At 54.5% G+C, this 13,726-nt stretch carries 16 protein-coding genes and 1 pseudogene; 10 read left to right on the top strand and 7 right to left on the bottom strand.

The genetic code is table 11. The features are described from left to right. Positions 1-104: 104 nt before the first annotated feature. A complete protein-coding gene (locus BM205_RS04670; RefSeq protein ID WP_092413053.1) occupies positions 105-317 on the bottom strand; it encodes a helix-turn-helix domain-containing protein in 213 nt (70 codons plus the stop codon). Between the two features lie 106 nt (positions 318-423). Here BM205_RS04670 and BM205_RS24745 point away from each other — a divergent pair, with 106 nt between their 5' ends. Further along, positions 424-771, top strand: coding sequence for a SymE family type I addiction module toxin (locus BM205_RS24745; protein ID WP_092413051.1), 348 nt, complete (start codon positions 424-426; stop codon positions 769-771). Between the two features lie 269 nt (positions 772-1,040). Here BM205_RS24745 and BM205_RS24200 read toward each other — a convergent pair whose 3' ends face one another. Next, the gene (locus BM205_RS24200) at positions 1,041-1,190 is read right to left on the bottom strand and encodes a hypothetical protein (protein ID WP_175511158.1); all 150 of its coding nucleotides are present in this window, start codon (positions 1,188-1,190) and stop codon (positions 1,041-1,043) included. Positions 1,191-1,304: 114 nt separating this feature from the next. Between BM205_RS24200 and BM205_RS04660 the strand changes: the two genes are divergently transcribed. The 4 genes and pseudogenes from BM205_RS04660 to BM205_RS04650 all read left to right on the top strand — a co-directional run bounded on the left by BM205_RS04660 (position 1,305) and on the right by BM205_RS04650 (position 2,698). Next, complete coding sequence (locus BM205_RS04660) at positions 1,305-1,817, top strand: antitoxin Xre/MbcA/ParS toxin-binding domain-containing protein (RefSeq protein ID WP_092413049.1); 513 nt, start codon at positions 1,305-1,307, stop codon at positions 1,815-1,817. After that, positions 1,814-2,290: an RES family NAD+ phosphorylase gene (locus BM205_RS04655; RefSeq protein ID WP_175511157.1), complete on the top strand. Its 477-nt coding sequence runs from the start codon at positions 1,814-1,816 to the stop codon at positions 2,288-2,290. The genes BM205_RS04660 and BM205_RS04655 overlap by 4 nt, the downstream gene beginning before the upstream one ends. Positions 2,291-2,313: 23 nt before the next feature. Next, positions 2,314-2,409, top strand: coding sequence for a type II toxin-antitoxin system RelE/ParE family toxin (locus BM205_RS23950; RefSeq protein ID WP_139227213.1), 96 nt, complete (start codon positions 2,314-2,316; stop codon positions 2,407-2,409). A gap of 2 nt (positions 2,410-2,411) precedes the next feature. Then, a pseudogene (locus BM205_RS04650) lies at positions 2,412-2,698 on the top strand (Fis family transcriptional regulator). Positions 2,699-2,761: 63 nt separating this feature from the next. On the opposite strand, the gene BM205_RS04645 reads toward BM205_RS04650, so the two are convergent. Continuing rightward, positions 2,762-2,977, bottom strand: a complete 216-nt coding sequence (locus tag BM205_RS04645) for a hypothetical protein (protein ID WP_092413045.1) — start codon at positions 2,975-2,977, stop codon at positions 2,762-2,764. A gap of 96 nt (positions 2,978-3,073) precedes the next feature. After that, the gene (locus BM205_RS04640) at positions 3,074-3,706 is read right to left on the bottom strand and encodes an ABC transporter ATP-binding protein (protein ID WP_092413043.1); all 633 of its coding nucleotides are present in this window, start codon (positions 3,704-3,706) and stop codon (positions 3,074-3,076) included. Positions 3,707-4,027: 321 nt separating this feature from the next. Between BM205_RS04640 and BM205_RS04635 the strand changes: the two genes are divergently transcribed. From BM205_RS04635 to BM205_RS04625, 3 genes are all read left to right on the top strand, one after another. Continuing rightward, positions 4,028-4,660, top strand: coding sequence for a DUF1326 domain-containing protein (locus BM205_RS04635; protein ID WP_092413041.1), 633 nt, complete (start codon positions 4,028-4,030; stop codon positions 4,658-4,660). Beyond that, on the top strand, positions 4,661-5,440 hold the full coding sequence (locus BM205_RS04630; protein ID WP_371326454.1) for a DUF2182 domain-containing protein: 780 nt from the start codon (positions 4,661-4,663) through the stop codon (positions 5,438-5,440). Between the two features lie 136 nt (positions 5,441-5,576). Then, positions 5,577-6,677: a hypothetical protein gene (locus BM205_RS04625; protein ID WP_092413040.1), complete on the top strand. Its 1,101-nt coding sequence runs from the start codon at positions 5,577-5,579 to the stop codon at positions 6,675-6,677. A 123-nt stretch (positions 6,678-6,800) separates the two neighbouring features. On the opposite strand, the gene BM205_RS04620 is transcribed toward BM205_RS04625, so the two are convergent. From BM205_RS04620 to ahpC, 3 genes are all read right to left on the bottom strand, one after another. Further along, entirely contained in the window at positions 6,801-7,838 is a 1,038-nt protein-coding gene (locus tag BM205_RS04620; protein WP_092413039.1) for an isocitrate/isopropylmalate dehydrogenase family protein, read from the bottom strand. A 228-nt stretch (positions 7,839-8,066) separates the two neighbouring features. Then, positions 8,067-9,662 (bottom strand): alkyl hydroperoxide reductase subunit F, encoded by a 1,596-nt coding sequence (ahpF, locus tag BM205_RS04615; protein WP_092413037.1) that lies wholly within the window; start codon positions 9,660-9,662, stop codon positions 8,067-8,069. Positions 9,663-9,780: 118 nt separating this feature from the next. Continuing rightward, a complete protein-coding gene (ahpC, locus tag BM205_RS04610) occupies positions 9,781-10,344 on the bottom strand; it encodes an alkyl hydroperoxide reductase subunit C (RefSeq protein ID WP_092413035.1) in 564 nt (187 codons plus the stop codon). A gap of 463 nt (positions 10,345-10,807) precedes the next feature. Here ahpC and BM205_RS04605 point away from each other — a divergent pair, with 463 nt between their 5' ends. Further along, the gene (locus BM205_RS04605; RefSeq protein WP_092413033.1) at positions 10,808-12,898 is read left to right on the top strand and encodes a bifunctional 2',3'-cyclic-nucleotide 2'-phosphodiesterase/3'-nucleotidase; all 2,091 of its coding nucleotides are present in this window, start codon (positions 10,808-10,810) and stop codon (positions 12,896-12,898) included. A 5-nt stretch (positions 12,899-12,903) separates the two neighbouring features. Continuing rightward, positions 12,904-13,647, top strand: coding sequence for a tetratricopeptide repeat protein (locus BM205_RS04600; protein ID WP_092413031.1), 744 nt, complete (start codon positions 12,904-12,906; stop codon positions 13,645-13,647). Positions 13,648-13,726 lie beyond the last annotated feature (79 nt).

Below are 13,726 nucleotides of genomic sequence, written 5' to 3'. Positions count from 1 at the left end.
TTATTGCAGAATTGACACGCCAAGTAGATGTTCTTCAAAAGAGAACTGGCAATTCGAGATGATCGCAGTGGAAGGAAGGGCTGGATTGACGTGATTTGGCAACGCTAAAGTCCGCTAAAAAGCTCCGCCACTGTGACACTCAATGCCATAGCTAAAGCCTCTATCGCAGACAAAGAGGGATTGCGCACCCCTCTTTCAATACCGCTGATATACGTACGGTCAAAACCACACATGTCGGCAAATCCCTCTTGAGAAAGAGCTCGCTCTTTCCTCAGTTCTCTTATGCGTTCACCGAAGCGTATGGATAATGTTTTCACATAAGCATTAACCCATTTTGTAGACTAATCGGACACGGACTAATCGTCACATGTTACGTTGTAGACTAATCGACACTTTTTGGCGGCGCGGGTTCTGAGCAGTTGAATGTCTCACAAGGCTGCTTTGCGAAAGTTTTATCTTGAGCCTTGCCGTCTCCACGGAGTTGCCGATTGTTCGCCCCGACTTCAGACAATGGTAAAGGAGTTCCTTGTGACAAACATCCATACACGACCTACAGAATCCGCGACATCTGCTCCAGACTGTTCCGAAGCAATCAGCAAATTCGCCACGAATATTCAGGAACGACTCACCGTGTCCTTTTATCAGGAGGATGATCCCGAGATTTTCTGGATACGACTGCAAGGTGCGGGACTCGAGCGAGCAGGCTTTACGCCTCATTCTTCGTTACGCGTCAGAATTATGAGCGGCTGTCTTATGATTACCGGCGAATAGGCCAACCGAGTCGAGGACTTCCTACCCTGGCATTACGCCGCGCAGATTACCTCCGCCTGAAAACACGCCGCTTCCCAGCGGTGTGACGCCATCATCGAGCAATTCGACGTCAGACACAGACGGCGCTGACCAAACGCCTACCGACAATCAGTGGCTTGGAGATTTGAATTCGACTGGTATTACAGGACTCTGTTAACCGGAAATACTGGCGGAAAATTTAGTGGAAAAATAATCGGCAAAATAACTCTAAATTTTCGCTATCTATTATTTTAAAATTCATAAAAATCAATTACTTGGAATAAATCTACAGCGGAAAAATAACCGGCAAAAAAATGCACAGCTCTCCCCATCAATTTGAGCCTCTGTTGCCCTTCGTCAGAATCGACGCTCTGCTCGACAAAGCCAGCGGCATAGTTCAATCGGCGATTGCCTTAACGTCTGTGGGCCATACCGCTCACATAGCGGCGATGAAGAATCTAGCCCTTGGCTTTCATGCTCATTTGATCTAATATAATTGCTCAAAGGAGCGTGCTATGACAATTTCAACTGAGAAACGCTCTCAAGCCAAAAAAGCACATCGGGCAACGGCGTTTGCCGCCGAGTCCGGCTTGATTTCGCTGACAGACTTTCGTAACGTGTATGGCTCTACCCCGGCTTCTCGCGTGAGATTGATCCGGCAAGGTGTGCGCGCCGTTGAGGTAAAAGACATGGTGCGTATGATGGATACGCCCCAGGAGAGGATTTTCAAGTTCCTGAGGCTGTCAACGGCCACCGTCAATCGCAAGGCGAGCAGGGATGAAGAGCTTTCCGCGGAAGATAGCGAGCGTGTGGTCGGCATGTCCAATTTGATCGGCCAGGTGCAGGCAATGGTAGAGCAATCCGGCAACCCGGAAGGATTCGATGCCGCAAAATGGGTTGCGCACTGGCTGGAAGAACCGATTCCCGCCTTAGGCGGTGAATGTCCGGCGAGTTACATGGACACCATGGAAGGTCAAAAACTGGTTTCCAACCTTCTGGCCACGATGCAAAGCGGAGCCTACGCTTGAGTCGGGTGGTGTGGCGCATTGCTGCCGACACGCCTGACTATACTGCTGACGACCTGACTGGCGCCGGTGCGAAGGTCACCGGCGGGCGCTGGAATCGCCCCGGAACTGCCTTATTTTACTGTGCAGAAAACATTGCTCTGGCTTGCCTGGAAACATTTGTCCATGTGAAGTCTGCCGGGCTACCGTTAAATCGCTACCTGGTACGCATCGAGATCCCTGACGTCGCATGGAAAGCGGCCGTACAGCTAACGGCGACAAGCGCGCCAGTCGGATGGGATGCCCTTCCAACAGGCAGGGTAAGTCTTGACGCTGGCGATGCCTGGGCTGCCAGTGGTGTTTCTGCCTTGCTGCTGGTGCCGTCTGTCATTGTTCCTGAGGAACAAAACGTCCTGATTAATCCGTTGCATGCAGATGCCAAAGGCATCACGGCAACCAAACTTCGGAAATGGCTTTATGACCCAAGAATGGGTTAAGGTCCACTCTGGACGAACATGTCATGGTGCTGTTGCATGGCTTTATTAAAAAGTCTCAGGCCGCACCAAAAGACGATTTAAAAACAGCGGGCAACCGCAAGAAAAAAATGAGGGGCTAATGATGAGCAGAAAGCATATCGGCAGCAGTTTCGATGATTTCCTTGCAGAAGACGCAACGTTGCAAGGCGTAACGGCTGTGGCCGTTAAACGTGTGATTGCATGGCAAATTGCGCGCGAAATGAAGGGGCAAAAAATGACCAAGACTGCGCTGGCCAGTAAGATGCATACCAGTTGTGCTGCGCTGAATCGCCTATTGGATGAAAGCGACACCAGCCTGACACTAACTACGCTAGCTGGCGCGGGGCGGCACTGGGAAAGAAAATCAAGATAGAGCTGGTTCCGGCCTGATCTGGCGGAACTTCAAGAGCAATCGGACCTAGGCAAGAATGACTTTCGTTTCATAGAGGCTATTCACCGATATTTTTCCTCTACGTATGCACGGTAATCTCGCTTGTCATCAACATCATGGCTTGACGCCAAGATTCCTGAGAGGGATCTTGTAACAGGCGGGAAATTATCGGCCAGCCCCAAATCTTTGGCTGGCTGCTGGCCTGCAGTTGGCTTCAGGTTATCTACGAGCGGAAAAAAATCGCCAGCTATCTTGGGGAGGGGTTTACCTGTCATCATATTTCACCAATTACTTTTTCAGTTTTTCAGCCAGAAAGCGCTGTAACAATTCAATTTGGGAGACGCTGACTCCCAAATCTGCGGATAAGCGCCCTCTCAATCTCCTAGTTCCACCACCGAAGCCAACGGCACTCCCTCCGGCGCTTCATAAAGCGCAATCACCCAAGCCTGCCCCGGATTACCCGCAACCTGATTCAACATCTTCACGACAAAATTAATAGACGCCTTATCCAACCCCGCAAACGGATCATCCAACAAATTAAGCGTGGCGCCGGCCGCAAACGCAGCCGCCAACCAGACTTTCCGTTTGCTTCCTGTGGATAACTTATACAGCTGCTTGTCCAAATGCGGCGTCAGCGACAACCCTTCGGTGAGGGCTGGCAACAGTGCATCATCAAACCCGGGATACGCACCGTGCAACGAAGCAAAATACTCATGCGCCGTCATCTGGTCGAACGCCTCCGAACGCGGATCAACCCAGAATACTTGCCGCCGATAAGCGTCGGGCTGCTCATGCAGGCGCACATCGTTGATCTGCAATTCCCCCGCTTGGGCCGCCAAGTCGCCGGCCAGCAGCCGCAGCAAACTACTCTTCCCCCGCCCATCGCCACCGCGCACCAGCGTGATGCCTGCAGGAATTTCGGCCGACCAGTTATCGAATAAATTTTGCTCAGGGTAATGAAAAGTGAGATTGACGGCTTGGAGAATGGCTGTGTGATGGTGCTTCATGGCATGGATTTTCAACTATAAACGGGGAACCGGATACTGCTTGAAGCGAGTCAGCCAACGTGTTTTCGTGAAGCCCGGCGCGGGTCGAAAGAACAGGTCGAAACCATTTGTAATAGGTCAAGACGTGCACTAATCTTCACTCAGTGAAAACACATTTTGACGATGAATTCAATGCGTCACCTTGCGTTCATGGAACGTCTCAATGCTGAAGCACAACATGTCTCGATTGTAAGCATTCAAAGGATCTGCTGACCTGCTTCAGGCTCGCATGTCGATCGCGTCGAACCACGATGCGCTCACAAACACTGACAGGAGAATAGCATGGCACAAGCTGACTGGCGCCTCGAAGGCGAATGGATCAAGAACTGCAATTGCGCATTCGGGTGCCCTTGCGATTTCAACGCCAGGCCGACGCAGGGTAGCTGCCAGGGTCTCGCAGGCATGCGCATCACCAAGGGCCATTTCGGCGCCACCAGCCTGGATGGCTTGAGCTTCTTCGTAGTGGTGTCGTTCCCGGGTGCATTGCATGAAGGAAACGGGCAATTGCAGCCGATCATCGAAGAGCGTGCCAGCCCCGACCAGCGTGAGGCATTGTTCAACATCATGTCGGGGCAGAACTCGGCGGAAGGCACGCTGTTCCATATCTTCAGCGTGATCGTGACGAAGATGCACGATCCTATCTTCGCTCCCATCACGTTCGAGTTTGACAAGGCTGCCAGGACCGCGCGCCTGGTTATCCCCGGCGTGCTTGAAACCGAAGTGGAACCGATCAAGAACCCGGTGACCGGCGAGCCGCACCACATTCTGGTTGTGATGCCGGAGGGTTTCGAGCACCACGAGGGCGAGGTGGCATCAGCCAATATCCGCAGCAACGGCGCCATCAAGTTCGAGACTACGGGCAGCCACAGTACGCTGGCTAATGTAGTGCAAACACCGCAAGGCGTGGCGGCTTGAGTGGCTGATAGCGCATTCATGCAGCGCGTGCTGCGGCACGATCGTGTCCTGGTCGTATCCGGGCTGCTGGTCGTCGTCATCCTGTCCTGGACGTATCTGCTGACTGGCGCCGGGATGATGCAAGCGATGGGCGACATGCTGATGCCGATGAGCATGGGGCCGTGGACGCTTGGCCATGCAGTCCTCGTGTTTGCCATGTGGGCGGTAATGATGGCGGCCATGATGTTGCCAAGCGCCGCGCCGATGATCCTGCTCTATTCCACAATCGCACGGAGCAAAGCCGCAACCGGCGAGTTGGTGACGGCATCAGGTGGATTCATGCTTGGCTACGTCGCGGTCTGGGCTACGTTTAGCCTGGCGGCTGCCGCGCTTCAGTATGTGATGGAGCAAAGTGCGTTGTCGCCGCCGATGATGGAAACCACCAGCGCCGTCCTGGCGGGAGCGGTGTTGATCGCCGCCGGCCTGTACCAATGGACGCCGCTAAAGCAGTTTTGCTTGCGAAACTGCCGTTCGCCGATTGAATTCCTGACGGCGCATTGGCGGACAGGAGTGCGCGGTGCGTTTGTGATGGGTTTCCGACACGGTGCTTACTGTGTCGGTTGCTGCTGGCTGCTGATGCTGCTGCTTTTTGTTGGCGGCGTGATGAACTTTACGTGGATCGGCGGCATTGCCCTGTTTATCCTGATCGAAAAACTTGCACCTGCTGGTCATTGGATCGGTCGTGGCACCGGCGTCCTGCTGATGGCGTGGGGCGCCGCGACTCTATATTCCGTAGCCTGACCGGAAAAACCACATTGCGCGTCGCGCAAATCCGTAACTTCAGTAGACAACTTTCCCGACAGTCCTTATGCTGTGATGCCATTTGGCAACTATTTCGGCTTTTGTTCCGCTGCCGCTAACTACAATTCGAATAATCATGCAGAAAAATATCTACTGGGGGCAGTCCATGGGACTGAGAGAAACCACAAAAAGAGCCATCGGAGCCATCCTCATTACCGCTTCGTTAGCGGCATGCACGACAGTGAGCCATACGCCGCTTTCGCAAGATGGTTCGGTACAGCTGACAGGCAAAAAAGTCGTACTGACAAAGTATCCAACTCCGGATTTTTCTGCATCCACTGCCGGCAAAGCCGCGTTCGCTGTGCTGGGAGCTATCATGATGGTTGCAGAGGGTAACGAAATCGTCCGGACCAACGGGATTGAAGATCCCGCACTGAAGATTGGCCAGGGGCTGGCAACAAGACTGAGCGAGGAACGAGGGACAACGCTGGTCTCCAACCAAAACATCGTTGCAGCCAGTGACGACGTGCAGAACCTGGTGTCGACCTATCGGGGAGCTGACTATCTTCTGGACGTTAAAACCTTTGCGTGGATGTTCCTCTACTTTCCGAGCGACTGGGCCCACTATAGGGTTATTTATTCGGCTCGCATAAGGCTGGTCGATACATCAACCAAGAAGGTGGTTGCTGAAACGCTGTGTAAAACAGCAAGAGGAGATGCACAAAATCCGGTAACCAAAGATCAGCTCCTGAGCAATAACGCATCGCTCCTCAAGACCTATCTGGATAAATCTGCATCGGATTGCGTCAATTTGCTTGCCACGGATATTTTGAAATTGCCTGGCACAAAGACCTTAGCGGTTGCCGGATCGGCATCGCCAGTCGCAGTTTCTCCACCGGTTCAGACTACAGGGGTTCAAGCCACAACTAATACCGGAGCGATTGCGGGGCAATTGAACGGAAGTAAGCCGTCAAGCCCGGCGCAACCGGTAATTACGGAAGCCACCGTAACGACTGCTGTTGCCACCGGCATTCCACCCGCCGAGTCTCTTGCTGGGCAGGTAGGCAAATACTCATATCAAACCGAACATCTCCCCGAGGCGAAATCTTGTTCCAGGGCGCCGCGTGCGATCCTTAACGACAGAGGTCCGGGATTCGAGTCATATACGGTTTCATGTGATAACGGCGACGCGCTTGCCATGCGCTGTGATTACGGGCAATGCCGAGTATTGAGGTAAGAGACCTAGGCGACAGTGATCTGGTTTTTTTAGATTCATGAATTCTGGAAATTCACGATCGCTGCGCTAAATGGAATCACCCCGGCGGAATTCTGCCAGGGGTTTGATGCAGCAAAATCTTTTTTAAGCGGTTTGCAACCTGCGCACAATCGCATCAGTAAACTCTTGAGTCGATGCCTTGCCCTTGAGATCACCGGTAGCAACGTGATCTTTGTTAAGCGTGTCGGTGATCGCGGTGCGTAGTCGGAGGGCGAGATCATCGTGGCCCACATGGTCTAGCATCTGCCCCGCTGCCAGCAGCAACGAAATCGGATTAGCAATACCCTTGCCCGCAATATCCGGCGCTGATCCATGCACTGCTTCAAAGATCGCGACGTCATCGCCGATATTCGCGCCGGGCGCCATGCCGAGGCCGCCTACCAATCCCGCCAACTGATCCGAAAGAATATCGCCGAACAGGTTGGTGCATAAGAGCATGTCGAACTGCCACGGATTCAGCACCAGTTGCATCGCGCAGGCATCGACGATCATATCGTTCATCTGCACTTTGCCTTCGTACTCGTGCGCTATTTCCCGGGCGGCTTCGAGGAAGATGCCGGTCAGCGCCTTGAGGATGTTCGCCTTGTGCACTACGGTGATTTTCTTGCGGCCGTTCTTTACCGCATATTCAAAGGCGAAGCGCGCAATCTTCTTGCAAGCTTCACGTGTGTTGATGCCGGTAGAGACGGCCACCGCGCGCGGATCGTCGCCGACCGGAATGTAGTATTCGTGCGCTACATAAAAGCCGCCGATGTTTTCCCGAATCAGGACGACGTCGATGTCTTCAAAGCGGCCTGGAACAATCGTCCGTGCCGGCCGGACATTGGCATATAGCTGGAATTCTTCGCGCAGACGGACGTTGGAGGAGCGGAAGCCTTCGCCGATCGGTGTGGTCAGCGGGCCTTTGAGGGCCAGCTTGGTCTTGCGGATGCTGGCCAGGGTGGCTTCTGGCAGCGGGTCGCCGCTGGCATTGACGCCGGCTACACCTGCTTGTTGTATATCCCAGGAGAATGGAGAACCCAATGCAGCCAACACCTGGACCGTGGCCTCGACTACTTCAGGGCCGATGCCGTCTCCGGGGATCAGCGTGGCGGGAATTTGCTTGAGTGTCGGGTTATTCATGGAATCCTCTTGAGAGCGCAGTGATGGGACAAGCCGGAACAGACAGCTAGACAGACAATCTTAGCACCGCGAAGCTTTCGGTCAGTTTACAAAGGCGTGGTGCACGGCAAAGCGCGCGGCGGTAGTGTCGCGTTGCGTTTCAAACAATTAAGGATGGGGATAGAGGCCGGTCGCCGTTGCGCCAGCCGCGGATCGGGCTGGCGCAAAACTTCATGGCGAGTTGATTACTTAGGCAGCAACAGTTTCAGCTTCGCTGACAACATCTTCTTCATCCGAGTCCGAACTACGGATCAGATAATCGAATGCGCTCAACGATGCCTTGGCGCCCTCGCCTACCGCAATCACGATCTGCTTGAACGGCACGGTGGTGACGTCGCCGGCGGCGAATACACCCGGGATCGAGGTCTGGCCCTTGGCGTCGACTTCAATTTCACCATGACGCGACAAGGCCAGCGTGCCTTTCAGCCATTCGGTATTCGGCACCAGGCCGATTTGCACGAACACGCCTTCGAGTTCAACGGTATGCACGGCATCGGTCTTGCGGTCCTTGTACACCAGGCCGTTAACCTTCTTGCTGTCGCCGGTGATTTCGGTAGTTTGCGCCGAAGTGATCACGGTAACGTTGGCCAGGCTGTGCAGCTTGCGTTGCAATACTGCATCCGCACGCAATTCATCGCCAAATTCAATCAATGTGACATGGCTTACCAAACCAGCTAGGTCGATCGCCGCTTCTACGCCGGAGTTACCGCCGCCGATCACCGCTACGCGCTTGCCTTTGAACAGCGGGCCATCGCAATGCGGGCAGTAGGCGACGCCGTGGTTACGGTATTCGCGTTCGCCCGGCACGTTGATTTCGCGCCAGCGGGCGCCGGTGGCCAGCACCACGGTTTTGCTTTTCAGCGAGCCGCCGTTGGCCAGCTTGATTTCAATCAGCTTGCCTGGAATCAGGGCCGACGCCAGTTGCACGTTCATGATGTCGACTTCATAGGTCTTGACGTGTTGTTCCAGCGCGGTGGCAAACTTAGGCCCTTCGGTTTCTTTTACCGAAACGAAGTTTTCAATCGACAGCGTATCCAGCACCTGGCCGCCAAAGCGTTCCGACACCACACCGGTGCGGATGCCCTTGCGCGCTGCATAAATCGCAGCTGCCGCACCGGCAGGACCGCCGCCGACGATCAGCACATCGTAGGGCTCTTTGGCGCTCAGCTCGACCGCTTTGCGGGCGCCGGCGCCGGTATCCAGCTTGGCGAGGATTTCTTCGACGCTGGTGCGGCCCTGGCCGAACACTTCGCCGTTCAGGTAGGTAGTCGGCACAGCCATGATTTCGCGTTTTTCCACTTCATCCTGGAACAGTGCGCCGTCGATGGTGACTTGACGGATACGCGGATTGATCAGCGCCATTACGTTCAATGCCTGCACTACTTCAGGGCAGTTCTGGCACGACAGTGAGATATAGGTTTCGAAGACATAATCGCCATCCAGATTGCGGATCTGTTCAATGACGGTGTCGTCCAGTTTCACGGGATGGCCGCCGACTTGCAGCAAGGCCAGCACCAGCGAAGTAAATTCGTGGCCCATCGGAATTGCGGCAAAACGGATGCCGGTATCGACGCCTGGGCGATTGATGGAGAACGAGGGTTTGCGTTCGTTGTCGTCGCTACGCTCGATCAGCGTAATGCGTTCCGACAGCGTCGCGATTTCTTGCAACAGCGATTGCAGTTCACGTGACTTGTCACCGTTGTCCAGCGACGCAACGATCTCAATCGGTTGCACGATTTTTTCCAAATAGCTTTTCAATTGGGTTTTGAGATTTGCATCAAGCATGGCGGTTCCTTACGTTTGTCACGATGTTTGTGACGATTTGAATAGGGGTACTGCCGGTTCGAGCCCAGCTTCAGGCTCGAACCGTAAAACATTTGCAGCTATCGGATCTTAAAAAATCTTAGATCTTGCCAACCAGGTCCAGCGATGGAGTCAGGGTTGCTTCGCCTTCTTTCCACTTGGCTGGGCAAACTTCACCTGGGTGCGATGCTACGTATTGCGCTGCCTTAACTTTACGCAGCAATTCCGAAGCGTCACGGCCGATGCCGTTGTCGTGGATTTCGTACAGCTTGATCAGGCCTTCTGGATTGATCACGAATGTGCCGCGCAGTGCCAGGCCTTCTTCTTCGATCAGTACTTCAAAGTTGCGCGACAGAGTTGTAGTCGGGTCGCCGATCAGTGGGTAGTTAACTTTCTTGATCGCGTCCGATGTGTCGTGCCATGCCTTGTGAGCGAAATGGGTGTCGGTCGAGATACCGTAGATTTCCACGCCCAGTTTCTGGAATTCAGCGTAGTTGTCGGCCAGGTCTTCCAATTCAGTCGGGCAGACGAAAGTGAAGTCGGCTGGGTAGAAAACGAATACAGACCACTTGCCCTTCAGGGTTTCCTGAGTGACTGGAACGAATTTGCCATTGTGGAGGGCAGTTGCTGAGAAAGGCTTAATTTGAGTATTGATCAAAGACATAGTGTTTTCCTTACTAAGTGCTGGTTGAGAAGTCTAGGTAGCAACGATAAACCAGGTTGATTCATTTGTATAATTGATTTAATTTTGAGTTTCGATTTGCAATAACTATCGATAACGGATTAATTCCTCCTATGAGTGCATTTTGCCTTGGTATAAATAATGCTTTAAGGCCATCAACAAGAAACAGGCAAGAAGCTGATGGACGCTTTATCGGGCTATTAGTTTAGGCGACTTCTAAAAACTCCGTCATCCCCGCGAAAGCGGGGATGACGGCGAGATTTTAGTTGTTGGACGAAAACCTGCAAATGTACAGTCCGAAGCAAACCGAGTCGAATGTAACGCAATGTAATGATCGGGAAATATTTCCAAAATATAATCTTCGCCCGGAACGCCCCCAAAAAGCGCGTGTCAGTGGCGCCAGCTTCTTACCCAGACCAGCCCATAAATATTTCCGAAAGTTATCATGCATAAAAAGATGCGTTTGCCCGCCTTGACTGTCCTGGCCGCAGTGGCCGTTTCCGGTTGTAGCAGCAATGGCGGCGGCAACCTTGAGGTTTCCATTCCAGAAGGGACTGTGCTGAAGCTGGGACTGCTGGAAACCACCGACATCCACCAGAACGTCCTCAGCTACGACTACTACGGCTTGAAGGCCGACACCAGCCTCGGCCTCGAGCGCACCGCAACCCTGATCAAGGGCGCGCGCCAGGAAAATCCTAACAATCTCTTGCTGGACGATGGCGACGTCATCCAGGGCACGCTGCTCGGGGATTACCAGGCGGTGGCCGCGCCGGTTACCTGCAGCGGCACGCTGGCGGTGCATAAGGTGATGAATGCCTTGCAATACGACGGCGCCGGCATGGGCAATCACGAATTCAACTACGGCCTCGATTTCCTGAGCCAGATCACCAATACCGACTTCGGTGTTCCGGGCGTGCAAAAAGGCAGCAACTGCGGCGCGCCGAATTTCCCGTTGGTGTTATCCAACGTGGTCGGCGTTGCATCCGGCAAGCCGATTTTTAATCCGTATGCGCTGATCGCCAAACAATTCAGCGCCACCAAACCTGACGGCAGCGCCATGAATGTCGCGCTGAATGTCGGCATCATCAGCTTTGTGCCGCCGCAGATCATGGATTGGGACCAGAAGAACCTGGCCGGCAAGGTGATGGTCAACGGGGTGCAGGAATCGGCGCTCAAGTATGTGCCGGAGATGCGCAGCAAGGGCGCCGACCTGGTGGTCGCCCTGTCGCACGGCGGGCTGGATGCTTCGCCTTACAGTCCCAAGATGGAAAATGGCAGTTTGTATCTTGCCAGCACCGGTATCGATGCGCTGATGCTGGGTCACTCCCACCTGATCTTCCCGCAAGCGCGTGAAGCCGGCGCGCCAGCCATCGATGCATCGCTGGCGGCCTTGCCGAGCAATCTGGTGGATACCAGCAAAGGCCTGGTCAACGGCATTCCGGCAGTGATGGCGCAAAGCTGGGGCCGACGTCTCGGTATCATCAAGATGGTGCTGAAATACCAGGGTGGTAAATGGGTAGTGCAAAAAGACCAGACCAATGTTGAAGCACGCGGCTTCAAATATGCCGACGGCAAGACCAACATCAATGCCGATCCTGCGATCGCACCGCTGGTCGCCACCGAACACCAGGCCACGCTGTCTTACGCCACACAGCCGCTGGGCACCACCACCGACTTTGAGATGTCTGCCTATTTTTCGCTGGTCGGTGATGTCAGCGCGATCCAGATCGTCAACCAGGCGCAGATCGACTACGTGAAGAACTTCCTCGCCAATTCGACCGATCCGGTGCTGGCCAGCTACAAGGCGATCCCGGTGATTTCCTGCAGCGCACCGTTCAAAGCCGGCCGCAATGGTCCTACCGACTTTACCGATGTCGCTCCAGGGGCTTCCCCGGCGGCGCCATTCGGCTTGCAGGTACGGAATCCGGGCGATCTGTACTTATATGGCAACAACAACCTGCAAGCAGTCAAAATCAAAGGTTCCGACCTGAAGAAATGGCTGGAAACCGCTGCAAAGCAGTTCGCCATGATTGATCCGGCCAGCACGGCCGAGCAAGACCTGGTGCCGTCCTACTCGACGATCTTCAATTACGACGTGTTCTATGCCGAAAACAACGCGATGCAATATCAGATCGACGTCACCAAACCTGCCGGTAGCCGCATCAGCAATCTGACTTATGCCGGTAAGGCCGTGGCCGACACTGACGATTTCATCGTCGCCACCAATGACTACCGTGCCGGTGGCGGCGGCAATGTGCCGGGTATCGACGGCAGCAAGACCATCATCAAATCGCCGGACGCCAACCAGGCGGTGGTCAGTACATATCTGAAAAAGCAGGGCAAGGTCACCAGCGCGGCAAACGGCAGCGGCCAAAGCTGGAGTTTCGTCAAGGTGGCCACCCAAGGCCCGGTTATCCTCCGTTCGGCGCCGGGCAAGTTGCCGGTTGCACAAGCGCTGGGCTTGAGCCGGGTGAAAGCGGAAGGCGCGCTGGATGCCAGCGGGTTTGCCAAATACGCAATCGACTTGAGCAAGTAATAGTGATGAGGCATAAGAAATCGCATGTGATTGCACTCTTGCTGGCTGCGGCTGTCTTGAGTGCATGTACCCAGACCCAAGATATGGGGCCAGACAATGCCCGCATAGAATCGGTGGGTTTGCTGGCCCTGCACGGCCGCCGGGCAAGTGCGATTGACCAGTTGCGGGTCTGGGCCGTCGCGGGTCGGCCGGTGGCGCAACGCGAACTGGCGTTAGCGCTGGCCTCGATTCCTGAGCAATCCGCACAAGCTGGCGCATGGATGCAGAACGCGGCAGCCGCAAATGAACCCGAAGCGCAGTTTCAGCTGGGGCAGGCTTTTTATCAAGGCAGACTGGGGTTCCAGGTTGACTACGGCCAAGCCTGGAACTGGTACGAGCGAGCGGCTACATCAGGCAATGCAAAAGCCAGTTTCATGCTGGCCCGCATGGCGAAATATGGCGAAGGCGTGCCGCAGGATCTCAAACTCTCGGCTAAATGGCTGCTGGAGGCGAGCGTTCAGGGTAATGCGCAGGCGATGTTCTTGCTGTCAAATGCTTATGCTGCAGGTGAAGGCGTAGAACAGAATCCGCAGTTAGCCCGGGATTGGCTCGAACGCTCGGCCGCAGGTGATTTTCCGGTAGCGATACAGGCGCTGGCCATGAGCCTGGAAAGCGGCGACCAGCATGGCGAGCGCGATCCGGTACGCGCTCGTCATCTGATCAAGGAAGCGACCGACGAACGCAGCATGCGCTGGAATAACTACCAGTGATCAGCAACGCCTTTGCTCTATCCTCATATTCAACGGAGTAGAATTAGCCAGGAACCTGTGTGCCGATCCGGCGTCATAT

This window comes from Collimonas sp. OK307, from assembly GCF_900113705.1.
In the GTDB taxonomy this organism is placed as follows: domain Bacteria; phylum Pseudomonadota; class Gammaproteobacteria; order Burkholderiales; family Burkholderiaceae_D; genus Collimonas.
Note: the sequence above shows the minus strand (reverse complement) of the source record. Positions and strands in the feature narration are given on the sequence as shown.

Excerpts from the sequence above, each read along its gene's own strand:
- BM205_RS24745 (WP_092413051.1), top strand. The coding sequence starts at position 424 with ATGTCTCACAAGGCTGCTTTGCGAAAGTTTTATCTTGAGCCTTGCCGT.
- BM205_RS04660 (WP_092413049.1), top strand. The coding sequence starts at position 1,305 with ATGACAATTTCAACTGAGAAACGCTCTCAAGCCAAAAAAGCACATCGG.
- BM205_RS23950 (WP_139227213.1), top strand. The coding sequence starts at position 2,314 with ATGGTGCTGTTGCATGGCTTTATTAAAAAGTCTCAGGCCGCACCAAAA.
- BM205_RS04645 (WP_092413045.1), bottom strand. The coding sequence starts at position 2,977 with ATGATGACAGGTAAACCCCTCCCCAAGATAGCTGGCGATTTTTTTCCG.
- BM205_RS04640 (WP_092413043.1), bottom strand. The coding sequence starts at position 3,706 with ATGAAGCACCATCACACAGCCATTCTCCAAGCCGTCAATCTCACTTTT.
- BM205_RS04635 (WP_092413041.1), top strand. The coding sequence starts at position 4,028 with ATGGCACAAGCTGACTGGCGCCTCGAAGGCGAATGGATCAAGAACTGC.
- BM205_RS04625 (WP_092413040.1), top strand. The coding sequence starts at position 5,577 with ATGCAGAAAAATATCTACTGGGGGCAGTCCATGGGACTGAGAGAAACC.
- BM205_RS04620 (WP_092413039.1), bottom strand. The coding sequence starts at position 7,838 with ATGAATAACCCGACACTCAAGCAAATTCCCGCCACGCTGATCCCCGGA.
- ahpF (WP_092413037.1), bottom strand. The coding sequence starts at position 9,662 with ATGCTTGATGCAAATCTCAAAACCCAATTGAAAAGCTATTTGGAAAAA.
- ahpC (WP_092413035.1), bottom strand. The coding sequence starts at position 10,344 with ATGTCTTTGATCAATACTCAAATTAAGCCTTTCTCAGCAACTGCCCTC.
- BM205_RS04605 (WP_092413033.1), top strand. The coding sequence starts at position 10,808 with ATGCATAAAAAGATGCGTTTGCCCGCCTTGACTGTCCTGGCCGCAGTG.
- BM205_RS04600 (WP_092413031.1), top strand. The coding sequence starts at position 12,904 with ATGAGGCATAAGAAATCGCATGTGATTGCACTCTTGCTGGCTGCGGCT.